The organism is Methylobacterium sp. FF17 (genome assembly GCF_025813715.1).
GTDB classification, from domain to species: domain Bacteria; phylum Pseudomonadota; class Alphaproteobacteria; order Rhizobiales; family Beijerinckiaceae; genus Methylobacterium; species Methylobacterium flocculans.
Map to the genome: position 1 here is coordinate 370,534 of NZ_CP107532.1, position 23,085 is coordinate 393,618.

The window sequence follows — 23,085 nt, forward strand, 5'->3', positions numbered from 1 at the left end:
CGCCTCCTTATTCGGCGGCGACGGACATGGGTCCGCGCTGCTGGAAATCCTCGGGGAAGTGGGTGATCGCGCTCATCACGGGCATCGGCGTGAGCCCGCCCATCGCGCAGAGCGAGCCGTCCGTCATGACGTCGCAGAGGTCGGCGACCACCGCGAGGTTCTCGTCCGGCCGGATGCCGGCAATGACCTTGTCCATCGTCTCGACGCCGCGTACCGCGCCGATGCGGCAGGGGGTGCACTTGCCGCAGGATTCGACGGCGCAGAACTCGAAGGCGAAGCGGGCCTGCTTGGCCATGTCCACGGTGTCGTCGAACACCACGATGCCGCCATGCCCGACGAGGCCCTTCTTGGCCGCCATCGCCTCATAATCGAGGGGCGTATCGAGGAGGTGGTCGGGGAAGTAGGCGCCGAGCGGGCCGCCGACCTGGACCGCGCGGACCGGCCGGCCGCTCTGCGTGCCGCCGCCGAAATCCTCGATGATCTCGCGCAGGGTGATGCCGAAGGCATACTCGATCAGCCCGCCGTGCTTGATGTTGCCCGCGAGCTGGATCGCCAGGGTGCCGAGCGAGCGTCCCATGCCGTATTCGGCATAGGCCTTGGCCCCATGCTCGAGGATGTAGGGCACCGCCGTGAAGGTCATCACGTTGTTGACCAGGGTCGGCTGGCCGAGGAAGCCCTTCAGCGCCGGGATCGGCGGCTTGGCGCGAACGATGCCGCGACGGCCCTCCAGGCTCTCCAGCAGCGAGGTCTCCTCGCCGCAGATATAGGCGCCGGCGCCGAGGCGGACCTCCAGGTGGAAGGCCTTGCCCGAGCCCATGACGTTGGCGCCGAGGACGCCCGCGTTGATCCCGTTGGCGATCGCCTCCTTCAGGGTGGCGAAGGCCTGGGGATATTCGGAGCGCAGGTAGATGTAGCCCCGCGTCGCGCCGGTCGCGATCCCGGCGATGGTCATGCCCTCGATGAGGTTGAAGGGGTCACCCTCCATCATCATGCGGTCGGCGAAGGTTCCGGAATCGCCCTCGTCGGCGTTGCAGACCACGTATTTCTGCGGCGCCTGCGCCAGCATCACCGTGTTCCACTTGATGCCGGCCGGGAAGCCCGCGCCACCACGGCCACGCAGGCCGGACTCGCGAACCTCCCCGACGATACCGGCGGCGTCGAGCTTCAGGGCCGCTTCGAGACCCTTGTAGCCGCCATGGGCCCGGTAATCGTCCACCGAGACCGGATCGACCACGCCGCAGCGCTGGAAGGTCAGGCGGTGCTGACGCGCGAGATAGGGGATCTTCTCCGGGTCGCCGAGACGCAGCGCGTGCTCCCCGCCCGTGGCCAGGCCGGCGTCGAGCAGGCCGTCGATGTCGGCCGGCGTGACCGGACCGTAGGCGATGCGACCCTCTGGGGTCACGACCTCGATCATCGGCTCCAGCCAGAGCATCCCGCGCGAACCCGTGCGCACGATGGTGACGTCGAGACCCCGACGTTCGGCCCCGGCGAAGAGGGCGCGGGCGACGCGGTTGGCGCCGAGGCCCAGGGCGACGGCGTCGCGCGGAACGGTGATCGTGATGCTCACGACTTCATCTCCGTCAGGGCGGCTTGCAGGGAGTCCGCGGTGAGGCGGGCGATGGGCTCATCGTCCACGAGGGCGCCCGGGCCGTTGGCGCAGAGGCCGAGGCAGTAGACCGGCTCGACCGTCACGGCGCCGTCGGCGGTGGTGCCGTGCCACTCCACCCCGAGGCGGGACAGGATCTCGGCATGAAGCGCGTCGGACCCCATCGCCTGGCAAGCCTCGGCCCGGCAGAGCTTGACCTGATGGCGACCCGAAGGTGCGCGGCGGAAGTCGTGATAGAAGGTGATGCAGCCGTGAACTTCGGCGCGAGACAGGTTGAGGGCGTCCGCGATCAGCGGCACGGCCCCCTCGTCGACGTAGCCGAAGGTCTCCTGCAGGGCATGGAGGATAGGCAGGGTCGCTCCCTCCAGGTGAATGTGTTCGGCGATGATCCCGGCGGCGCGTGGCTCGCTCCAGGGCTCGTTCGGCACCATTGTTCCTACCCAGACTGATCTTGTTCTCATTCCAGTGTGGTATATCACCAGATAGCGATCAATCGTGCAGATCGGTTGGACGACAACGGAATTTTGTTGAGCGAGCGTTCCGCAACGCAAAATCGTTGGTCAACCGCCTTCTTTTTTGAAGCGGCTTCAAATTTTTCTAAAGAGCATCGATGGTCTGACCGATGCTCGCGGCCACACTCCGCGCCTCCACGATGAGACCCGCGCAGAGCGGAGTCATCGGTTCACGCTCCGGCACCACCAACCCGACGAGGTGGCTGACGTCCGGTTCCACGATCGGCACCGCCCGCACCCGGTCACTGAGCCGGAAGGTGTCAGCGAGGACCGCCGGCATGATGCTCGCCCATTTCGCCGTGCGCACATGGGTGAGCAGCACGATCATCGAGTTCGATTCGAGGAGCGGCGCGGATTCGGTGCCGGCATGCAGCAGCTGCCGGTCGATGATGCGCCGGTTCTGCATGTCCGGGGTCAGGAGGCAGAGTGGCAGGCTCGCGACTTCGTCCCAGGTCACGGCATCGCGCTCGCCGAACAGACCGTCCACGGCGGTGAGCAGCCGATAGCGCTCGCGGTAGAGCGGGACTGCCGTCAGCCGACCAAGGGGCTCGTTCTCCAGATAGGTGATGCCGGCATCGATCTCGAGGTCGGCGATGAGGCGGCCGATCTCTCCGGAGGTTGTGGATTGCACCGAGAACCGCACGTTCGGATGGCGCGCGCGAAACGGCGTTGTCAGCGCCGCAACGATGGGTGTCGCAGTCGGAATGGCGGCGAGCCGCAGGGTGCCGGAGAGGCCGCGCCTCAGGCTCGACACCTCCTCGCGCATGGCTCGTGCGTCTCCGACGATGCGGCGCGCCCATTCGAGGACGCGTTCACCCTCGGGGGTGAAGCCCTGGAAGCGCGAGCCGCGCTGGACCAGAAGCACGCCGAGCCGGTCCTCGAGCTGCTTCACGCCGGCTGAAAGCGTCTGCTGCGAGACGTTGCAGGCCTGGGCCGCCCGTCCGAAGTGTCGCTCGCGCGCCAGGGCAAGGATGAATTCGAGTCGATCGATCACGCATGGGCCTCGGATGTGCGGGACGTCCGAATCCGGTGTTCCACTGGCGTATGGAATACCTGGGGACGTCGGCGCAGCGACTGCGACATTTGGATAGAGTGTCAACGGGCCGAATCGAGACCACGAAGGTGCTTGATGCGACGCTGTTGCGGTTGCACACCTCCCGCCCTTGTGGTCTGACACGCGCATCGGCCAGACGTGGGTACAATTCCGCGAACGGCCCGCGATCCGCGAAATGCACTTGCGATTTAGTCCAAACCCAGCAAGACGCGCGGCATCGTCGATCACCATCACGGGGAGCCAAGAGAGGCACATGCGGACGACGCAGGCGCAACACCGGTCATCATGGGGGCTTGCCGCGCTCGGCGCGTTCCTCGTCTCAACGTCGTCGGCGCTCGCCGCCGGCATCGGCCAGCCCGTGCCATGGCAGATGGACCGTCAGGTCGGTGTCACCGAGAACGCACGGGATATCCACGCGTTCGAGCACGGCATGCACTGGCTGTCGTTCGGCATCTCGCTGTTCGTGCTCGGGCTGATCCTCTACTGCGTGTTCCGCTTCTCCGAGAAGGCGAACCCGAAGCCCTCGAAGACCACGCACAACACCATGATCGAGGTGGCCTGGACGATCGTCCCGGTCCTGATCCTCGTGGCGGTGGCGATCCCCTCGTTCCGCCTGCTGCGCACGCAGCTGTCCGATCCGAAGGCCGACGTGCTGGTCAAGGTCATCGGCCACGCCTGGTACTGGTCCTACGAGTACCCCGCCGTGGAGAATGGCGGCGGATTCACGTTCGACGCCAACCTCGACGAGGACAAGCAGCCCAAGCTGCTCGGCACCGACAACGACATGGTCGTTCCGGTGAACAAGATCGTGAAGGTCCAGGTGACCGCCGCGGACGTGATGCATTCCTGGGCGGTGCCGTCCTTCGGCTTCAAGATCGACGCCGTGCCGGGCCGACTGAACCAGTTCTGGTTCAAGGCCGACCGCGAGGGCACCTATCACGGCCAGTGCTCGGAGCTCTGCGGCTCCCGCCACGCCTACATGCCGATCACGGTCCAGGTCGTGAGCGAGGAAGCCTACGCCAAGTGGCTCGTCGAGGGTAAGACCAAGTTCGCCCGCATCGACGGCCCCTCGAAGTTCGCCGACGCCCGGTAAGGGCGTGCAACCCGGAGGCGGGCCCTCGCGGCGCCCGCCCCACCCATCGCGATGATCACGAGAAACCTGGACTAAGGTCTGCATCCATGGCGAACGCCGCTGCACATACGGGGCATCACGATGCCCACGACCATCACATGCCGTCCTTCTTCGCCCGCTGGTTCCTGTCGACGAACCACAAGGACATTGGCACCCTCTACCTGCTGTTCGCCTTCTGCGCGGGCATCATGGGCGCGTTCCTCTCCTTCGGTATCCGTATGGAGATGGAGCAGCCCGGCCTGCAGTACTTCGCCAATCCCGGCACCTACAACGTGTTCGTGACCGGCCACGGCCTCATCATGGTGTTCTTCATGGTGATGCCGGCCCTGATCGGCGGCTTCGGCAACTGGTTCGTGCCCCTCATGATCGGCGCGCCCGACATGGCGTTCCCGCGCATGAACAACGTGTCGTTCTGGCTGACGGTGGCGGGCTTCCTCAGCCTCGTCTGCTCGCTCTTCGTGGAAGGCGCGCCCGGTTCCAGCGGCGCCGGCACCGGCTGGACCGTGTATCCGCCGCTCTCCAGCGCCGGCCATCCCGGCCCCGCCGTCGACTTCGCGATCTTCGCCCTGCACCTCTCGGGTGCCGGCTCGATCCTCGGCGCGATCAACTTCATCACCACCATCCTGAACATGCGCGCGCCGGGCATGACCCTGCACAAGATGCCGCTGTTCGCCTGGTCGATGCTGGTGACCGCGTTCCTGCTGCTCCTGTCGCTCCCGGTGCTCGCCGGCGCGATCACGATGCTGCTCACCGACCGCAACTTCGGCACGACCTTCTTCGACCCGGCCGGCGGTGGTGACCCGGTGCTCTACCAGCACCTGTTCTGGTTCTTCGGTCACCCCGAAGTGTACATCATGATCCTGCCGGCCTTCGGCATCGTCTCGCACATCATCTCGACCTTCTCGAAGAAGCCCGTCTTCGGCTACCTCGCCATGGCCTACGCCATGGTCGCGATCGGCGTGGTCGGCTTCGTCGTGTGGGCCCACCACATGTACACGGTCGGCCTGAGCCTGCAGACGCAGTCCTACTTCGTGTTCGCCACGATGGTGATCGCAGTGCCGACCGGCGTGAAGATCTTCTCCTGGATCGCGACGATGTGGGGCGGCTCCATCCGCTTCACCGCCGCCATGCACTGGGCGGTCGGCTTCATCTTCCTGTTCACGGTCGGCGGCGTCACCGGCGTCGTGCTCGCGAACTCGGCGATCGATAAGTACCTGCACGACACCTACTACGTGGTGGCGCACTTCCACTACGTGCTCTCGCTCGGTGCCGTGTTCATCATCTTCGCCGGTGTCTACTACTGGTTCCCGAAGATGACCGGCCACATCATCCCGGAATGGGCCGGCAAGCTGCACTTCTGGCTCGCCTTCATCGGTGCGAACGTGCTGTTCTTCCCGATGCACTTCCTCGGGCTCGCCGGCATGCCGCGTCGCTACGCCGACTACCCGGAGGCCTTCGCCGGCTGGCACAAGGTCTCGACCTGGGGCGGCCACATCTTCGCGCTGGGCATGGTGGTGTTCTTCATCGGCGTGGTGCTGGCCTTCCGCTCCAGCCGACGCGCCGCTGACAACCCGTGGGGTGAGGGTGCGACCACCCTCGAGTGGACCCTGTCCTCGCCCCCGCCCTTCCACCAGTTCGAAACGCTGCCCCGCATCGTCGACGAGCCGGGCCACCACTGAGCCGCAACACCACGATTCGGATTGCGAGGACCGCGCGAGCGGTCCTCGCTCTTTCCCGGAGGCCCCGGCCAAGCTTTCACAGCTGGGTCTGGACCTCCCGCAAAGGGCGGCGCCCGACGGCGCGATCCGAAGCCCGAACCGGACACGAGAACCGTATCAGGAACCCATGACGAGCCTGTCGAACAGCCTATCCGCTGGCGCCGAGCCGCAAGTTCTGTCGCCGGTCGGCGGCGAGGTTTCGGACTTCTTCGCCCTGCTGAAGCCCCGCGTGATGGTGCTGGTCATCTTCACGGCGCTCGTCGGCATGGTGGTCTCGAACGTCCATATCCAGCCGGTGGTCGGCTCCATCTCGCTCCTCATGATCGCGGTGGGCGCCGGTGCGTCCGGGTGCCTCAACATGTGGTGGGATGCCGATATCGACGCGGTGATGACGCGTACCGCCAAGCGCCCGATTCCGGACGGCCGCATCCGGCCGGACGAGGCCCTCACCTTCGGCATCGTGCTGTCGGTGGGTTCGGTGCTGGTGCTCGGCCTCGCCTCGAACTGGCTCGCCGCCGGGCTCCTCGCCTTCACCATCGTGTTCTACGCGGTGGTCTACTCGATGTGGCTGAAGCGGGCGACGCCGCAGAACATCGTCATCGGCGGCGCCGCCGGCGCCCTCCCCCCGATGGTCGGCCAGGCCGCCGTCACCGGCAGCCTCGGCATCGAATCGCTCGTGCTGTTCATGATCATCTTCATCTGGACGCCGCCGCACTTCTGGGCCCTGGCCCTGATCAAGTCGGCCGATTACGCCAAGGCCGGCATTCCGATGATGCCGAACGTGGCGGGTCCCGATTCGACCCGGCGCCAGATCATCGCCTACTCGGCCCTGCTCTTCCCCGTCGGCCTCACTCCCGTCTTCCTCGGCTTCGGTGGCTGGCTCTACGCCGTGACGGCCTTCGTCGGGGGCCTCGCCATGCTGGCCTTCAGCGTCCACGTCTACCGCAACCGTGAGGGCGAGCCCGAGCGCAAGGCAGCCATGGGCATGTTCGGCTTCTCGATCCTGCACCTGTTCCTGATGTTCGCCGCCCTGCTCGCCGAGCAGAGCCTCGGTCTGTTCCGCGCGGTGACCCTGTGAGCGAGCGTCCCGTGCAGCCGCGCCCGCTGACGCCGGAGGAATCCCAGCGCCGGCGCAAGCGCTCGATCGCCATCGCGGCCGTGCTGTTCGCGCTGGTCACCATCTTCTACGTGCTGACGATCGCCAAGCTCGGACCTCAGGTCCTCAGCCGCCCGATCTGACCGCACCGCGTCGCGACGGAGCCCCATGACCGACCGCAGAGACGACAAGCCCCAGCGCCCCAAGGCGAAGACGAGCAACGCCGGCGTTACGGCCTTCGCCTGCGCGGGCCTCGCCTTCGGCATGACCGGCCTCGCCTTCGCGTCGGTGCCGCTCTACGACATGTTCTGCAAGGCGACCGGGTTCGACGGCACGCCGCGCAAGGGCCTTGCGCCGACGGCAGCGGCCACCGACGATCGCATGCTGGTCCGGTTCGACACCAACGTCGCGACGAGCCTGCCCTGGCGCTTTCAGGCCGAATCGCCCCAGGTCGAGGCGCGACTCGGTGAGACCAAGACGGTGTTCTTCCGCGTCCGGAACACCGGCACGACGCCGTCCACCGGCATCGCCACCTTCAACGTGCAGCCCGGCCTGATGGGCGGGTTCTTCGTGAAGGTGGAGTGCTTCTGCTTCAACGAGCAGACGCTGCAGCCGGGTGAGACCATGGATTTCCCGGTTGTGTTCTACATCGATCCGGACGTGCGCAAGGATTCGAACACCGCGCACCTCTCCGAGATGACCTTGTCCTACACCTACTTCGCCTCGAAGAACGGCCAGCCCACGGCCGCGCTTGCGACAACGGGCGGCACGGGGACGAAGTCGAATTTTTGACGGAGCAAGCGTGACAACAGCGCGCGACCCTGGGTAAGGGTTCGGCACAACAATCCGGGGCAACCCGGTCCAGATCGGCATTCAGTGGATCGCGGGCCGGCAATGGCCTGAGGTCTGGGGCAGGAGAAGAGTTAGATGGCCGAGGCAGGCGCCAAAAATCACGACTTCCACATTCTGGCCCCGAGTCCGTGGCCGCTGATCGGCGCGTTTTCGGGCTTCCTGATGGCGTTCGGCGCCGTGTTCTGGATGAAGAGCCTGCAGATCGGCACGCTCACCCCCGGCCCCTACATCTTCGGCGCGGGCACCATCGGCGTCCTCTACGTGATGTTCGCCTGGTGGAAAGATGTCGTCCACGAGGCCGAGAGCGGCGACCACACCCGCGTGGTGCAGCTTCACCACCGCTACGGCATGATCATGTTCATCGCCTCCGAGGTGATGTTCTTCGTGGCGTGGTTCTGGGCCTACTTCGAGGCCGCCCTCTACACCGCCGACCCGATCCAGGCCTCGCGCCTCGACTTCACGGGCGGGACGTGGCCGCCGAAGGGCATCGAGGCCTTCGATCCCTGGCACCTGCCGCTCCTCAACACGCTGATCCTGCTCACCTCGGGCACGACCATCACCTGGGCGCACCACGCGCTCCTGCACGATGACCGCAAGGGCCTGAAATACGGCCTCTGGCTCACGATCATCCTCGGCGTGCTCTTCTCCGCCTGCCAGGCCTACGAATACGCCCACGCGCATTTCGGCTTCTCGGGCAGCATCTACGCCTCGACCTTCTTCATGGCGACGGGCTTCCACGGCTTCCACGTCATCATCGGCACGATCTTCCTCGCGATCTGCCTCTACCGCGCCTATCTCGGCCAGTTCACCGTGCGTCAGCACCTCGGCTTCGAGTTCGCCGCCTGGTACTGGCACTTCGTCGACGTGGTCTGGCTGTTCCTGTTCGCCTCGATCTACGTCTGGGGCGCCGGGGTCGGTCACGGCGCGCACTGAGCGCGGGTCCGGTCGCCGACCGATCTCGAGAAGGGCGGCGCGAGCCGCCCTTTTTCATGTCCGGCGCGTGTGGAGCGCCTCTTGGGTTCCCATATCGTGCGGGCCGGCGCGTCGTCGGCCGAGGAGTTTTCCATCTTGGACGTATCGCGGCCGACACCTTCGCCCGTCTCCGCCGGCCTGCGCGGCCGCTGCCCACGCTGCGGCGAGGGGCACATGTTCGATGGCTTTCTGACGTTCCGCCCGTCCTGCGAGGTCTGCGGTCTCGATTACGAGAGCTTCAACTCCGGGGACGGACCGGCCTTCTTCGTGATGTCGATCGTCGGCATCATCGTGGTCGGCCTCGCGCTCTGGATGGAGATCACCTACGAGCCACCGATCTGGGTCCACGCCCTCGTCGCCGGAACCCTCTCGATCGGCCTCAGCCTCCTGCTGGTGCGGCCCCTGAAGGGAATCCTCGCGGCGCTGCAATTCACCAACAAGGCCGAGCAGGGGCGCTTCCGCTAGTGACCGCGATCCGACCCGGTGCCTGGCGCGGACTGATCGCGCCGGGCCTCGTCTCCCTGCTCTGCCTCGCCATCCTGCTCGGGCTCGGAACCTGGCAACTCGGCCGCAAGTCCGAGAAGGAGGCGCTGATCGCGCGCATCCTGGCGCGCTCGAAGGTCGAGCCCCCGGCCCCCCTCCCCGCACCGGAAACCTGGCATCCCGAGCGCGACGAGTTCCGGCGCGTACGCGTGGCCGGCAGCTTTCAGCACGAGGCGGAGACCCTGGTTCACGGGCTCGCCGCCGGCGAGGTGCCGGGCCGGGCCCTGCAGGGCTACTACATCCTCACCCCGTTCCGGCTCGAGGATGGCGGCACTGTCCTGATCAACCGTGGCTTCGTGCCGACGGAACGCAAGGCGCCCGCCAACCGCTCCGCCGGGCAGGTCGCCGGACCGACGACGGTGACCGGGATCCTGCGGGGCTCCGAGCTCCGGACCATGTTCGTGCCGGCGCCGGATCCCGTGCGCAACGAGTGGTTCAACCGCGACATCGCCGGTATCAGCGCGAGCCGGGGCCTCGCCGACCCGCGTCCCTACCTCGTCGAGGCGGATGCGACCCCGAACCCCGGCGGCTGGCCGAAAGGCGGACAGCTGCGGGTCGACCTGCCGAACAATCATCTCCAGTACGCCTTCACCTGGTTCGGTATCGCCGCGTGCCTCCTCGGGGTCTTCGGGGTGTTCGCGTGGCGGCGGCTTCATGACGAACCGGAGCCCGCCGTCTCCGCGCGATCGTGAAAGCCCTGGTCCGGACCCGGACTTGCGGGCGGGGGGGATCGGCGTAGGCTCTTGCCTCGCGGTCACCTCCCGGAGTGGGCACCATGCGCACGGTCCTCCTGTTCCTCGCATGCCTCGTCGCAACGGATGCGCGGGCTGCGGACGAGGCTGCCCGGGACGCGGCCCGCGCGACGGTGGAGCGACAGATCGAGGCGTTCCGCCGCGACGATGCGGCGACCGCCTACGCCCAGGCCGCACCGCAGATCCAGAGCCTGTTCCCGTCTCCGGAAACCTTCCTCGCCATGGTCCGGCAGGGCTATGGCGCGGTCTATCGCGCCCGCCGCTTCAGCGTGGACCGGATCGAGGAGGCCGGCGACGACGGACTCGCCCTCGGCGTGACGATCCAGGACGAGGCCGGTGCCGATTGGGCCGCCCTCTACAGCCTGCAGAAGCAGCCGGACGGTGCCTGGCGCATCACCGGGTGCCGCCTCGTGAAGGCGCCGGGAAGCAACACCTGACCCGCATGACGGCTTTCGACACGCCCGCCGACATCGTGTAGACGGGGCGCCTTCCCGGAGGCCCCCTTGCTTCACGTCTCGACCCGCGGCGCTGCGGCGCCCCTCAGCTTTTCCGATGCCCTCCTCGCCGGGCTTGCCCGCGACGGCGGTCTCTACGTGCCCGAGACCTGGCCGCAGATCACCAAGCCGGCGATCGCGGATCTCGCGGGCGTGCGCTACGCCGATGCCGCCAAGACCGTGCTGCGGCCCCTCATCGACGGGGAGATCGCGGACGCGGACCTCGATACGATGATCGAGGATGCCTACGCGACGTTCCGGCATCCGGCGGTCTGCCCACTGACGCAACTCGACGACAACCTGTTCCTCCTCGAACTCTTCCACGGCCCGACGCTCGCCTTCAAGGATGTGGCGATGCAGCTCCTCGGGCGCCTGATGGACCACGTGCTCCGGGCGCGCGGCGCGCGGGCGACCATCGTCGGCGCGACCTCCGGCGACACCGGCAGCGCGGCGGTGGAAGCCTTCCGGGGCCTCGATCAGGTGGACATCTTCATCCTGTTCCCGGAGGGGCGCGTCTCCGAGGTGCAGCGCCGGCAGATGACCTCGGTGGGGGCGCACAACGTCCACGCCATCGCCATCGACGGCAATTTCGACGATTGCCAGAACATCGTCAAAGCCCTGTTCCAGCACGCGGATTTCGCCGACGACGTGCGCCTGTCCGGCGTCAATTCCATCAACTGGGCCCGCGTCGCCGCCCAGGCGGTCTATTACTTCACCTCCGCTGTAGCGCTCGGCGCGCCGCACCGTCCGGTTTCGTTCGCGGTGCCGACGGGCAATTTCGGCGACATCCTCGCGGGCTGGGTCGCCAAGCGCATGGGCCTGCCCATCGAGCGCCTGATGATCGGCACCAACGCCAACGACATCCTGGCGCGGACCCTGGAGCACGGGTCCTACGAGGTGCGCGGCGTGCAGCCGACCACCTCCCCGTCCATGGACATCCAGATCTCCTCGAATTTCGAGCGGCTGCTGTTCGAGGCCCTGGGGCGTGATTCGTCGAGCCTCGGCCGTCTCATGGCCGGGCTGAAGCAGTCCGGCGGCTTCCACCTCGATCCAGGGGTCCTCGCCACGGTGCGTTCGGAGTTCGACGCCACCGCCGTTTCCGAGCCCGAGGTGGTCGCCGAGATCGCCCGCACCCACGCCGAGACCGGTCACGTCATCGATCCGCACAGCGCGATCGGCGTCCACGCGGCGCGCAAGCTTCTGCTGCAGGACCCGCGCACGCCCGTGGTGGCGCTGGCCACTGCGCATGCCGCCAAGTTCCCGGACGCGGTGGCCAAGGCGATCGGCGGACGGCGCCCCGAACTGCCGCCGCACCTCGCCGACCTCATTGACCGCAAGGAAGAGTTCTCGCGCGTCGCCAACGATCAGGCGGCGGTCGAGGCCTTCATCCGCGAGCGCGCCCGCATCACGAAGGGAGCCTGAGCGCTCATGAACCAGCACTTCGCCACGCATGGCGCCTCGCCCGACCTGAAGATCACCAAGCTCGCGAACGGGGTCACGGTCGTCACGGAGGCGATGCCGGGCGTGGCCACCGCCACACTGGGGGTCTGGGTCGGCGCGGGCTCGCGCCACGAGCGCGCGGATGAGAGCGGCCTGAGCCACCTCATCGAGCACATGGCGTTCAAGGGAACGAAGACCCGCACGGCCCGTCGCATCGCCGAGGACATCGAGAATGTCGGTGGCGACATCAACGCGGCCACCAGCGCGGAAGGCACGAGCTACACCGCCCGGGTCCTCGGCGAGGATGCGGGGGTCGCCCTCGACGTCATCGGCGACATCCTGACGGGTTCGGTGTTCGATGCCGGCGAACTCGCCCGGGAGAAGAGCGTGATCCTGCAGGAACACGCGGCCATCGAAGACACCCCCGACGACGTCGTCTACGAGGCCTTCACCGAGGCGGCCTTTCCGAACCAGCCGATGGGCCGGCCGATCATCGGCACGCCGGAGACGATCAAGAGCTTCGACCGGACGGCCATCGAGGCCTACATCGCCCGCGAATACACGCCGGACCGCATCGTGCTCGCCGCCGCCGGGGCGATCGGACACGATGCGATCGTGGAATCCGCCGAGCGCTACTTCGGAGGCTTGGCGCCGACGCGCCCGCCCGAAGCCGTGGCGGGAATCTATGGCGGCGGCGAGAAGCGGCTGCCGAAGAAGCTCGAACAGGCCAACGTCGTCCTCGGCCTGCCCGGGTTGTCGTTCCGCGACGAGAACTACTATGCCCTGCACCTGTTCGCGCAGGTGCTCGGGGGCGGGCTGACCTCCCGGCTCTGGCACGAGGTGCGCGAGACGCGCGGCCTCGCCTACGAGATCCAGTCCTTCCACTGGTCCTTCTACGATTGTGGCTTGTTCGGCATCGGCGCCGGCACCTCCGGCGGCGACCTCGTCGAGCTCATGGACGTGACCCTGGACGCCACCATCCGGACGGCGGCGGATGCCGACACGGCCGAGGTCGCTCGCGCGAAGGCACAGTTGAAGGTCGCGCTGCTCTCCGCCCTGGAGACGCCGGGGGGCCGCATCGAGCGCAACGCCCGCCAGATCCTCGCCTGGGGCCGGGTCATCCCCGCCAGCGAGGTGATCGCGAAGGTCGATGCGGTCACGGTGGAGGACGTCCGGGCCGCCGGCAAGCGCCTGCTCGCCGGGGCCCCGACCTTGGCGGCGATCGGCCCGATCAAGAAGCTACCGGGCCTCGAGCGGATCGCCGCCACCCTGCGGGCGGCCTGATCCGGCGGCGCACGGCTTGTTTTGGCCGCAAAGGGGGGCGATCGAAGCGGCTCGGTGTCACGGTTGAGAAACGGTGAACGTCCTCGCGCATGGCGCCTGTCCGCCTTGCCCGCGGAGGAACCCACCGATACGACTGGGCCGACAAGCTCGGCCTTATCTCATCGCCCGATTCCTCGATCACGCCCCGCTTGGCCGGAACACTCGCCCGTTGCGTAGAATCGCCCCCGTCATCGCCGCCATTCTGCCGGCCTTCGTCGCGGCCCTGCTGAGCGCCCTGCTCGTCAGCGCGCCGGCCCGGGCCGTCGAGGCGGTCCGGGTCACCGTCGACGCACCGGCGATCGACTTGACGCCGATGATCGAGCGCTATCGTTCGGACGGCGACCTCATCCAGATCTCCACGGCACCGGGTAAGGACGGGATCGTGCGCCGCATCGTGGTGAAAGCCCGCGATACCGGCGCGCGGCCGGACTGGATGGTCTTCGCGCTGACCAACGACACCGACGAGCAGGTGGACCGGGTCCTCGTCGCCCCGCATTTCCGTTTTGTCGGCTCGGGCGTGATCTGGCCGGATCTCGGCGGCTCGCGCATCGCGGCGATCACCGCGAGCCAGGGTATCCGCCCGGAGCGCGACGAGAACCCGGAATCTGATCAGTTCGTCATCACCCTCGATCCCGGTGCCACCGTCACCTACGTGGCGGAGTTGCGCGGGCCCAACATTCCGCAGGTCTACCTGTGGGACCAGGAAGCCTACCGCAAGAAATCCACCGGCCTGACCCTGTACAAGGGTATCATCATCGGCATCGCCGGCCTGCTCGCCCTGTTCCTGACGATCATCTTCGTCGTGAAGGGTGCGATCATCTTCCCCGCCGCCGCCTCCCTGGCCTGGGCGGTGCTGGCCTACGCGTGCATCGATTTCGGCTTCCTGCAGCGCGTGTTTCCCATCACCGAGGTGGCCGAGCGGGTCTATCGCGCCTCCACCGAGGCAGTGCTCGGCGCGACCCTCCTCGTGTTCCTGTTCGCCTATCTCAACCTCAGCCGCTGGCACGTGCGCTACAGCCACGTCGCGGTGATCTGGCTCCTGTTCCTTGCCTGCCTCGTCGGGCTCGCGGTGTTCGATCCGCCCGTGGCGGCGGGGGTGGCGCGCATCTCCATCGCGGCGGTGGCCGGCGTCGGACTGCTGCTCATCGTCTATCTCGCCGCCCATAACGGCTACGACCGGGCGATCCTGCTGGTGCCGACCTGGTGCCTGCTCCTGGTCTGGGTGGTGGCGGCCGGCTTCGCGATCACGGGGCAGATCGGCAGCGACCTCGTGCAGCCAGCCCTCATCGGCGGCCTCGTGTTGATCGTGATGCTCATCGGCTTCACGGTGATGCAGCATGCATTCGCCGGCGGTGGCCTGACCTACGCCCTTGTCTCCGACACCGAGCGCCGGGCCCTGGCACTGACGGGCGCGGGCGACGTGGTCTTCGACTGGGACGTGCCGGGCGACCGGGTCTTCGCCGGCCAGGAGATCGAGGGCCAGCTCGGCCTGAAGCGCGGCAGCCTGGAGGGGCCGGCGGCGAACTGGCTCAGCCTCGTCCATCCCTTCGACGTGGACCGCTACTCGGCGGCCCTCGACACGGTGATCGAGGAGCGGCGGGGCCGCATCGTCCACGATTTCCGCCTGCGCTCCACGGTGGGGCCCTATTACTGGTACCGTCTCAAGGCCCGCCCGGTGATCGGTTCGGACGGCGAGGTGATCCGCGTCGTCGGCACGATCAGCGACGTCACCGAAGTGAAGACCGCCGAGGAGCGACTGCTCCACGACGCGGTGCATGACAGCCTCACCGGCCTGCCGAACCGCGAACTCTTCTACGACCGCCTCGACGCCGCCCTCGCCTTTGCGAGCCAGGACCTGCGGCTGAAGCCGACCACGATCGTCCTCGACATCGACCGGTTCAAGGCCATCAACGAGGCGATCGGCCTCTCGGCGGGCGATTCGATCCTGCTCACCCTCTCGCGTCGCCTCGGACGCCTGTTGCGGCCACAGGACACCCTGTCCCGCGTCGCCGGCGACGAGTTCGCGCTGATCCTGCTCTCCGAGCGCGAACCCGACCGCATCCTCGCCTTCGCGGAAATGATCCGCAAAGCCATCGCGACGCCCATCACCTACGCGGATCGCGAGATCTTCCTCACCGTCTCCGTGGGCATCGCCCTGCACGAGGGCGGCGCGAACTTGAAGCGGGAAGAGGTGTTCAAGAACGCCGAGATGGCGATGATCCAGGCCAAGCGCGGCGGCGGCGACCGCACCGAGGTGTTCCGCGCCACCATGCGCAATGAGCGTAGCGACCGCCTCATGCTGGAGGCGGACCTGCGCCGCGCCCTGGAGCGCAACGAGATGAAGGTGCTGTTCCAGCCCATCGTCCGGCTGGAGGACCGCACCGTGGCGGGCTTCGAGACCCTGCTGCGCTGGGACCATCCCAAGCTCGGCCGCATCACCCCAGCGACCTTCCTGCCCATCGCGGAGGAGAGCGGCTTCATCGTCAACCTCGGCATCTTCGCCCTGGAGCGCACGGCCCTCGAACTGGCCGCCTGGCAGCGTTCGCTCGACGTCGATCCGCCGATCTTTGCCTCCGTCAACGTCTCGTCGCGACAGCTCCTGCGCCACGACCTCCTGCACGACGTGAAGACGATCCTCGCCCGTTCCGGCGTCATCCCCGGCTCACTGAAGCTCGAGATGACCGAGAGCCTGGTGATGGAGAACCCGGAATACGCGGCCCAGATGCTCCATCGCATCCACGATCTCGGGGCCGGCCTCTCGCTCGACGATTTCGGCACCGGCTATTCCGCCCTCTCCTACCTCCAGCGCTTCCCCTTCGATACGATCAAGATCGATCAGTCCTTCGTCCGTCAGATTACGACCGGCCAGACGGCCATCCTGCGGTCCATCGTCAAGATGGCTCAGGAACTCGGTCTGGCGATCATCGCCGAGGGCGCGGAAACCGAAGCTGATACGCAGGCCCTGTTCGAATTGGGCTGCGAATACGCGCAGGGCTTCGCCTTCGGCGAGCCGATGTCGATGCTGCAGGCACGCCAATTGTTGGGAGCGGCGACGGAAGCCGCTTGAATTACGCGCCTCAACGGATCCGGGCCATCGGCGCGGTCTGGTTAAACCTCCCTTAACCATAATCCGCCATCGTCAAGTCCGGAACAGGTGCGGGCGGCAGAGCGCGACCGCCTTCCGGCAGGAGATGGCGTGATGGCGCAGGCTGCGTTGCGGATCGTGGACGACGAGATCGATACCCGCCTCGTCCGGCGCCTGATGGGTCGCCCGCTCCGCGTGGTCGCCGAACCCGTCTCCGACGTATCCGATGCCGAACCCACCGCCGCTACCGAGGTCGCGAAGGCCGCACCCGCCGGAGAGGTGTCCCGCCTGCGGGCGGAACTGATGGTCATGAAGGCCGTCCTCGGCGCCGAGCGCCGCGAGGCCGAGCGCCTGCGCGCATGCCTGACCCGCATGGACGAGGCCGCGCCCCTGACCCCCGAGGCGCGCGCCGTGCGTGACCGCTGGGCCGCCCTGGTCGACACGCTCCTCGACGCCCCGCGCTGACCCGCAGGGGACGAGGCACGATCCGACGCTTCCCCTTATCTTCTCGAAACGAAGGACGACCATGAGCGCCCGCTGCTCGCTCGTCGTCAACGGCAAGTCCGTGCGCGTGTCCACCGGCGACACGCCGCTGGAGGCCGCCCTTGCCGATGGGATGATCGCCCCCGCCCCCGGTCTCAACGGTCAGGGGGCCGGTCCGGCCCCGCGCCGGGCGCAGACCCGCGCGCATCGCAGCGAATCGGTGAAGCTGTCGCTCCCGCGCGCCAGCGGAATCGAAGCGCCGCGTCCCCTGGTGCTGCCGACGCGGCCCGTCGCCGCGCAGAAGCGCACCGGCACCGTCACCGAGATCAGCTCGCTCGGGCCGCACACCGTGCAGGTCGTCGTGACGATCACGCGCCGGCTCGCCCTCGAACCCGGTCACCAGGTGGTCGCCACCTTCGAGGGGTTCGAGCCGGTGACCCTGAGCCCGACCCTGCGGGTCGATGGATCCGCCGAACTCAACGAACTCGTCTTCCACCTGCGCCTGGCGCACGACGGCACCGGCCTCGGCCATGCCTTCGGCGAGTCGATCGACCTCGATCATCCGGTCAAGCTGAAGGGGCCCGTCGGCCGGGGCTTCTATCGGCCGGGCAGCGGACGCCTCGTCCTCGTGGCCGCCGAGACCGGCTTCGCGCCGATCTGGTCGATCGCCCGGGCGGCCCGCTACATCGATCCCGCCCGTGAGATGACCGTGATGGTCGGCGCGCGCGATCCCCTCGACCTCTACATGCGCCCGGCCCTCGACTGGCTGCGCGCCACGGGCGTGACCCGGATCGTCGTGGTCTCGGACCGCATGCGCCAGCGTCCACCCGAGGTCCGACCCGGCCCGCTGACCGCGCACCTGCCCTCCCTGCGCAGCACGGACGTGGTGCACGTGGCCGGCGATGCCTCCACGGTCGGGGCCGTCGAGGTGCTGGCGGCCGCGACCGGCGCCCGCTGCTATCCCGTGCTGCTCGATACGGGGATCTGAACGCCTGCCGGAATGGAAAGAGGCGCGTCTCCGGTCGGGAGACGCGCCTCTTTCATGTGCGTACGGCGCGAAGCCCGGCCGCGGAGGCGACCGGGCCCGCGGGGACTCAGGCGACGCGGACGCGCCAGATCTCCTCGGCATATTCCCGCATTGAGCGGTCCGAGGAAAACCAGGCCATCCGGGCCGTGTTGAGGATCGCCGCGCGCCACCAGGCCTTCGGGTCGTTCCAGGCGGCGTCGACGGCGCGCTGCGCCCGCCAGTAATCGTCGAAATCGGCCGTGAGCAGGTAGCGGTCGTTGCGGCGCAGGTCGTCGACAATCGCCTGGAAGCGGCCGGGCTCCTCGGGGAAGAACCCGCCGGCTTCGATGATGTCGAGGGCCGCCTTGAGGCGCGGCGAGGCCGCGATGGCGGCTTCCGCGTAGTTCGGCTCGCCCATCCGGGCCTGTACCCCGGCCGCGTCGAGGCCGAAGATGAAGATGTTGTCCGCGCCCACATGGTCGCGAATCTCGATATTGGCGCCGTCCAGCGTGCCGATGGTCAGCGCGCCGTTGAGGGCGAGTTTCATGTTGCCGGTGCCGGAGGCTTCCATGCCGGCGGTAGAGATCTGCTCCGAGAGGTCGGCCGCCGGGATGATCGCCTCGGCCAGGCTCACCGAGTAGTTCGGCAGGAAGGCGACCTTCAGGCGGCCGGCGACGTCCGGATCCGCGTTGACGATCCGGGCGACATCACAGGCGAGCTTGATGATGAGCTTGGCCTGGACATAGCTCGGCGCGGCCTTTCCGCCGAAGATCTTCACGCGCGGCGTCCAGTCCGCCGTCGGATCGGCCTTGATCGCCTGGTACAGGGCCACCGTCTCGATGACGTTGAGAAGCTGGCGCTTGTACTCGTGGATGCGCTTGATCTGCACGTCGAACAGGGCCGAGGGGTCGACCACGATGCCGGTGCGCTCCGCCACCACGCGGGCGAGCGCCAGCTTGCGGCCCCGGCGCATGGCCGCGTAGCGGGCCTGAAAGCCGGAATCGGACGCCATGTCGGCGAGGCCGGCGAGACGCTCGGGGTGATCGAGCACCTCGGGTCCGACGGCCTCGACGGCGAGGGCCGTGAGTTCGGGGTTCGCGTTGTGGAGCCAGCGGCGGAAGGTGATGCCGTTGGTCTTGTTGACGATCTTGTCGGTGTCGAGGGCGTGCAGGTCCTTGAACACCGTCGAGCGCATCAGGTCCGTATGCAGGGCGGAGACGCCGTTGACGCGCCGCGCGCCGAGGAACGCGAGATGGCCCATGCGCACGCGCTTGCCGTGGCTCTCGTCGATGAGAGAGACCGAGGCGAGTTGCTCGGCCGTCCCGCGACCCTGCTTGCCCTGCTCCTCCAGATGCATCCAGTTGATGAGGTAGATGATCTGCATGTGGCGCGGCAGGACGCGCTCCATCAGCTCCACCGGCCAGGTTTCCAGCGCCTCCGGCAGGAGGGTGTGGTTGGTGTAGCCCAGCGTATGGGTGGTGATGTGCCAGGCATCCTCCCAGTTCAGGCCGTGATCCTCCAGGAGGAGGCGCATCAGCTCCGGAACGGCGATGGCCGGGTGGGTGTCGTTCAGCTGGATGGCCGCGTGGTCCGGCAGCGAGCGCAGGTCGCCGCGCTCGGCCACGTGGCGCCGCAGGAGGTCCTGCAGCGAGGCGGAGGTGAAGAAGTATTCCTGGCGCAGGCGCAGTTCCTGGCCCTCGGCGGAGGAATCGCTGGGATAGAGCACCCGCGAGATCGCCTCGGCCCGGGCCCGCCCCGCCACGGCGCCCACATGGTCGCCGCCGTTGAAGCGCTCGAGCTCCACCGGTGTCTCGGCCTCGGCCTTCCACAGGCGCAGCGTGTTGACGTGGCGCCCGCGCCAGCCGACCACGGGCACGTCGTGGGCCACGGCGCGCACGGTCTCGGCCGGGCACCAGTGGCGCCGGATCACGCCCTCCGTCACCGAAGACATGGTGACGTGGCCGCCGAACCCGATCGTGTAGGTCGCCTCCGGCCGCACGAACTCCCAGGGGTTGCCTTCGGCGAGCCAGGTCTCTGGAGCTTCCTTCTGCCAGCCATCCTCCAGCGACTGCCGGAACAGGCCGTGATCGTAGCGGATGCCGTAGCCGATCGCAGGGATCGAGAGGCTCGCCATGCTTTCCATGAAGCAGGCGGCGAGGCGCCCGAGGCCGCCATTGCCGAGCGCGGCGTCCGGCTCGGCCGCTTCCACGTCGCCGAGGTCGATACCGAGCTCACGCAGGGCGGCCCGCGTGGTCGCGACCAGGCCGAGGTTGTTCATGGCGTCGGACAGGAGCCGGCCGATGAGGAATTCGAGAGAGAGATAATAGACGCGCTTGTTCGGCACCGCCCGCTCGTTGTCCACGCAGGCATCGACGATGCGGTCGCGCAAAGCGAGGGCGGTCGCGGCGAACCAGTCGCGCTCACGGGCGTTGCTGGGCGCCTTTCCGATGACGTAGGCCAGCTTGGCCAGGATCGCCTCGCGCAGGTCGGCGACGTCGTTGCCCGACGTCACCTTGGTTGGAATGGTGCGTGCCGGCGCGGCAAGAGCCTCGGGCGTCTGCTTCTGGTTCGGAACGTTCGCGGCGGATGCGTCGTCCCGGCGGATCAGGTTCTCGTTCAACACGTCTCAGGTCCCCCCCTTTCTCGACCGTGGGACATGGTCACGAAATCCGGAACGGCAACCCCGAAAGTCCGCTCCAGTCTAGCGATCCTGTCCATCCTTCGGTCCAGCTCACTACAATCGCGCGCATTCATCATTTCTGAACAATGCGACAAGATCATCAAACACTTGCTGGTACTTCCTCCTTTTGGGGGAAGAACAGCAGACGGTCTCGCGCTCGGGGGCTGCCCCCTCACGGTTCCGCAAGGGGTTCAACCTGTACCGGGTTGCTTGCCCGGGCCTGCCGGCTGGATCGATCCCGACCTGATGAAGACGGAATTTCCATCCGCGTCGCCGATGCTCCCAGCCAATGCGTCCAGGAATAAGACCACATGACGTTCGAATATTGTCTGAACGCCCGAGCCGATGGGTGCTCCACCGCCTGAAAAGCCAATTGCCGGTGCGTGCTCACGTGCCAGACGAGGCTGATCTTTTCTCGTCTCATGGGGCAAAGCCACGGACCGGATCCGGGGACCGAGAGTCTGTTCACGGGCCACACCGCCGAACTTGTGTGCGACGCAGCAGAGCGTTGCACGCGCTGTGTGCACAATCCACGGATGTGGCCATTTTAAGGGCGACGATGGCCTTTCCCGTCCCAAAGGCATTCCAGGGGCGTGGGCGGGCGCGGCGAAATAAACAGTCTGAACGTGGCTTGAATTGTGCGATGCAACGGAACTGCTAAGGATTTAGGGCGTTAATGATGTCGACGTCGATGTTGGGCTGCCGTCCGTCTCCGCCCATTGCACGACGTGGGGACATGTACATGAGTCCGGCGGATCTGACCGACCACGTCGACACGCACCACCCCCTTCGATCCCGCTCCCATCTCAAGCCCCGCATCCTCTTCGCCACCCCCGAGATGTCCGACTTCGTGAAGACCGGCGGTCTTGGCGAGGTGGCAGGCTCCCTCCCGCGGGCGCTGCGCAGGCATTACGATGTCCGGGTCATCATTCCCGGTTACCGTCGGGTCGTCGAGCGGTTCGACCACATCCCCGTCATCGCCCAGTTGCCCGGAAGGGCCGGCGTCCCACCCTGTGACCTCGGCCTCGTCGAGACGAGCGACGGCCTGCAGGTCTACGTGATCCTGAGCGCCGAGCTCTATCAGCGCGACGGGACCCCGTACGGGAACGCGCAGGGCGATTTCGGCGATAACGACATCCGCTTCGCCCGCCTGAGCCTTGCTGCCGCAGAGATCGCGCGCGGGATCGATCCGGCCTGGGCCGCCGACCTGCTGCACCTGAACGATTGGCAGGCGGCCCTCGCGCCGGCCTATCTCGCCTGGAGCGGTCTACGGATCCCCAGCATCCTCACGGTGCACAACCTCGCCTATCAGGGTGTCTTCCCCCGCGAATCGCTCGGCCGCCTCGGCGTCCCCGAGGATGCGTTCCAGATGGACGGCGTCGAGTTCTATGGGCAGATCTCCTTCCTCAAGGCGGGGCTCTATTACGCGTCCCACGTAACGACGGTGAGCGAGACCTACGCCCGGGAGATCACCACCCCCGAATCCGGCTGCGGTCTCGACGGGCTGCTGCGCACGCGCGCGGCCCAGGGACGCCTCGCCGGCATTCTGAACGGCATCGACGAGAGCTGGGATCCCCGCACCGACCCGCACCTCTCCGCCCGCTTCGAGATCGACGACTGGAAGGGTAAGCGGGCCAATGCCGAGACCGTGCGCCGCCGCTTCGGCCTCGCCGTCTCGCGCGGGCCGCTCTTCGCGATCGTGTCGCGCCTCGTCCATCAGAAGGGCATCGATCTCAGCATCAATGCCGCCGAATCGATCGTCGCCGAGGGTGGACAACTGGTTGTGATCGGCCAGGGTGAGAGCCGCTTCGAAGGCGCGCTTCGCGACCTCGCCCGGCGCCACCCGGCCTCGGTGGGCGTCCATGTCGGTTTCGAGGAGGCGGATGCCCGCCGGATGTTCGCTGGCAGCGACTTCCTGCTGATGCCCTCGCGGTTCGAGCCCTGCGGTCTCGCCCAGATGTACGCCCAGCGCTTCGGCTCGCTGCCGATCGTCCACGGCACCGGCGGGCTCGCCGACACGGTCGAGGACGGTGTGACGGGCTTCACCTTCGGCGAGGCGTCTCCGCGGGGCTTCGCGACGGCGATCCGCCGGGCGATGGACACCTTCGCCCAGAAGAAGCGCCTGAACGCCATGCGCCGCCACGCGATGTCGCGGTCCTTCGGGTGGGACAAGGCGGCCCTGGACTACGTCTCCCTCTACACCCGCGCTATCGGCAACACTCCCGGCCTGCGCCTGCGCGCCGCCTGAACGGGATCTCGATCGCAGGACGAAAGAAGCCGGCGGGGCATCCCTCGCCGGCTTCTTCGTATTTGCAAGGCTGTCTCGCAGGTCCGCCG

Annotated in this window: 19 protein-coding genes; 15 read left to right on the forward strand and 4 right to left on the reverse strand. The window is 67.6% G+C overall.

Translation table 11 applies throughout. The features are described 5' to 3' along the window. Positions 1-7 precede the first annotated feature (7 nt). From OF380_RS01695 to OF380_RS01705, 3 genes are all read right to left on the reverse strand, one after another. Entirely contained in the window at positions 8-1,567 is a 1,560-nt protein-coding gene (locus tag OF380_RS01695; RefSeq protein WP_264049065.1) for a formate dehydrogenase beta subunit, read from the reverse strand. Next, on the reverse strand, positions 1,564-2,037 hold the full coding sequence (locus OF380_RS01700; RefSeq protein ID WP_264049067.1) for a formate dehydrogenase subunit gamma: 474 nt from the start codon (positions 2,035-2,037) through the stop codon (positions 1,564-1,566). The genes OF380_RS01695 and OF380_RS01700 overlap by 4 nt, the downstream gene beginning before the upstream one ends. A gap of 166 nt (positions 2,038-2,203) precedes the next feature. Beyond that, positions 2,204-3,112: a LysR family transcriptional regulator gene (locus OF380_RS01705; protein WP_264049068.1), complete on the reverse strand. Its 909-nt coding sequence runs from the start codon at positions 3,110-3,112 to the stop codon at positions 2,204-2,206. Positions 3,113-3,425: 313 nt separating this feature from the next. Here OF380_RS01705 and coxB point away from each other — a divergent pair, with 313 nt between their 5' ends. From coxB to OF380_RS01775, 14 genes are all read left to right on the forward strand, one after another. Continuing rightward, complete coding sequence (gene coxB / locus OF380_RS01710) at positions 3,426-4,265, forward strand: cytochrome c oxidase subunit II (RefSeq protein WP_264049069.1); 840 nt, start codon at positions 3,426-3,428, stop codon at positions 4,263-4,265. Positions 4,266-4,351: 86 nt separating this feature from the next. Then, the gene (ctaD, locus tag OF380_RS01715) at positions 4,352-5,983 is read left to right on the forward strand and encodes a cytochrome c oxidase subunit I (RefSeq protein ID WP_264049070.1); all 1,632 of its coding nucleotides are present in this window, start codon (positions 4,352-4,354) and stop codon (positions 5,981-5,983) included. Positions 5,984-6,149: 166 nt separating this feature from the next. Then, positions 6,150-7,100, forward strand: a complete 951-nt coding sequence (locus tag OF380_RS01720; RefSeq protein WP_264049071.1) for a heme o synthase — start codon at positions 6,150-6,152, stop codon at positions 7,098-7,100. Beyond that, on the forward strand, positions 7,097-7,261 hold the full coding sequence (locus OF380_RS01725) for a hypothetical protein (protein WP_264049072.1): 165 nt from the start codon (positions 7,097-7,099) through the stop codon (positions 7,259-7,261). The genes OF380_RS01720 and OF380_RS01725 overlap by 4 nt, the downstream gene beginning before the upstream one ends. Before the next feature lie 25 nt (positions 7,262-7,286). Next, complete coding sequence (locus OF380_RS01730; protein ID WP_264049073.1) at positions 7,287-7,910, forward strand: cytochrome c oxidase assembly protein; 624 nt, start codon at positions 7,287-7,289, stop codon at positions 7,908-7,910. 135 nt (positions 7,911-8,045) lie between these two features. After that, positions 8,046-8,903 carry a cytochrome c oxidase subunit 3 gene (locus tag OF380_RS01735; RefSeq protein WP_264049074.1) on the forward strand — a complete coding sequence of 286 codons (858 nt, stop codon included), beginning with the start codon at positions 8,046-8,048 and terminating at the stop codon, positions 8,901-8,903. Between the two features lie 135 nt (positions 8,904-9,038). Beyond that, a complete protein-coding gene (locus tag OF380_RS01740; protein ID WP_264049076.1) occupies positions 9,039-9,407 on the forward strand; it encodes a DUF983 domain-containing protein in 369 nt (122 codons plus the stop codon). Continuing rightward, entirely contained in the window at positions 9,407-10,177 is a 771-nt protein-coding gene (locus OF380_RS01745; protein ID WP_264049077.1) for an SURF1 family protein, read from the forward strand. Before OF380_RS01740 ends, OF380_RS01745 begins: the two co-directional genes overlap by 1 nt. An 83-nt stretch (positions 10,178-10,260) precedes the next feature. After that, positions 10,261-10,674: a DUF4864 domain-containing protein gene (locus OF380_RS01750; protein ID WP_264049078.1), complete on the forward strand. Its 414-nt coding sequence runs from the start codon at positions 10,261-10,263 to the stop codon at positions 10,672-10,674. 66 nt (positions 10,675-10,740) lie between these two features. Beyond that, positions 10,741-12,153 (forward strand): threonine synthase, encoded by a 1,413-nt coding sequence (gene thrC, locus OF380_RS01755; RefSeq protein WP_264049079.1) that lies wholly within the window; start codon positions 10,741-10,743, stop codon positions 12,151-12,153. Positions 12,154-12,159: 6 nt separating this feature from the next. Next, complete coding sequence (locus tag OF380_RS01760) at positions 12,160-13,455, forward strand: M16 family metallopeptidase (RefSeq protein ID WP_264049080.1); 1,296 nt, start codon at positions 12,160-12,162, stop codon at positions 13,453-13,455. A 352-nt stretch (positions 13,456-13,807) separates the two neighbouring features. Further along, positions 13,808-16,561, forward strand: coding sequence for an EAL domain-containing protein (locus tag OF380_RS01765; RefSeq protein ID WP_404810589.1), 2,754 nt, complete (start codon positions 13,808-13,810; stop codon positions 16,559-16,561). Between the two features lie 132 nt (positions 16,562-16,693). Then, positions 16,694-17,044, forward strand: a complete 351-nt coding sequence (locus OF380_RS01770; RefSeq protein WP_264049082.1) for a hypothetical protein — start codon at positions 16,694-16,696, stop codon at positions 17,042-17,044. Positions 17,045-17,105: 61 nt separating this feature from the next. Beyond that, complete coding sequence (locus OF380_RS01775) at positions 17,106-18,050, forward strand: ferredoxin reductase domain-containing protein (protein WP_264049083.1); 945 nt, start codon at positions 17,106-17,108, stop codon at positions 18,048-18,050. A gap of 106 nt (positions 18,051-18,156) precedes the next feature. Here the strand turns inward: OF380_RS01775 and OF380_RS01780 are convergent, their stop codons facing one another. After that, positions 18,157-20,691, reverse strand: coding sequence for a glycogen/starch/alpha-glucan phosphorylase (locus OF380_RS01780; protein ID WP_404810523.1), 2,535 nt, complete (start codon positions 20,689-20,691; stop codon positions 18,157-18,159). Between the two features lie 799 nt (positions 20,692-21,490). On the opposite strand from OF380_RS01780, the gene glgA reads away from it, so the two are divergent. Then, positions 21,491-22,996 carry a glycogen synthase GlgA gene (gene glgA / locus OF380_RS01785; protein WP_264049084.1) on the forward strand — a complete coding sequence of 502 codons (1,506 nt, stop codon included), beginning with the start codon at positions 21,491-21,493 and terminating at the stop codon, positions 22,994-22,996. Positions 22,997-23,085: the final 89 nt, after the last annotated feature.

Excerpts from the sequence above, each read along its gene's own strand:
- coxB (WP_264049069.1), top strand. The coding sequence starts at position 3,426 with ATGCGGACGACGCAGGCGCAACACCGGTCATCATGGGGGCTTGCCGCG.
- OF380_RS01775 (WP_264049083.1), top strand. The coding sequence starts at position 17,106 with ATGAGCGCCCGCTGCTCGCTCGTCGTCAACGGCAAGTCCGTGCGCGTG.
- OF380_RS01735 (WP_264049074.1), top strand. The coding sequence starts at position 8,046 with ATGGCCGAGGCAGGCGCCAAAAATCACGACTTCCACATTCTGGCCCCG.
- OF380_RS01750 (WP_264049078.1), top strand. The coding sequence starts at position 10,261 with ATGCGCACGGTCCTCCTGTTCCTCGCATGCCTCGTCGCAACGGATGCG.
- OF380_RS01765 (WP_404810589.1), top strand. The coding sequence starts at position 13,808 with ATGATCGAGCGCTATCGTTCGGACGGCGACCTCATCCAGATCTCCACG.
- OF380_RS01760 (WP_264049080.1), top strand. The coding sequence starts at position 12,160 with ATGAACCAGCACTTCGCCACGCATGGCGCCTCGCCCGACCTGAAGATC.
- glgA (WP_264049084.1), top strand. The coding sequence starts at position 21,491 with ATGAGTCCGGCGGATCTGACCGACCACGTCGACACGCACCACCCCCTT.
- ctaD (WP_264049070.1), top strand. The coding sequence starts at position 4,352 with ATGGCGAACGCCGCTGCACATACGGGGCATCACGATGCCCACGACCAT.
- OF380_RS01770 (WP_264049082.1), top strand. The coding sequence starts at position 16,694 with ATGGCGCAGGCTGCGTTGCGGATCGTGGACGACGAGATCGATACCCGC.
- OF380_RS01700 (WP_264049067.1), bottom strand. The coding sequence starts at position 2,037 with ATGGTGCCGAACGAGCCCTGGAGCGAGCCACGCGCCGCCGGGATCATC.
- OF380_RS01720 (WP_264049071.1), top strand. The coding sequence starts at position 6,150 with ATGACGAGCCTGTCGAACAGCCTATCCGCTGGCGCCGAGCCGCAAGTT.
- OF380_RS01730 (WP_264049073.1), top strand. The coding sequence starts at position 7,287 with ATGACCGACCGCAGAGACGACAAGCCCCAGCGCCCCAAGGCGAAGACG.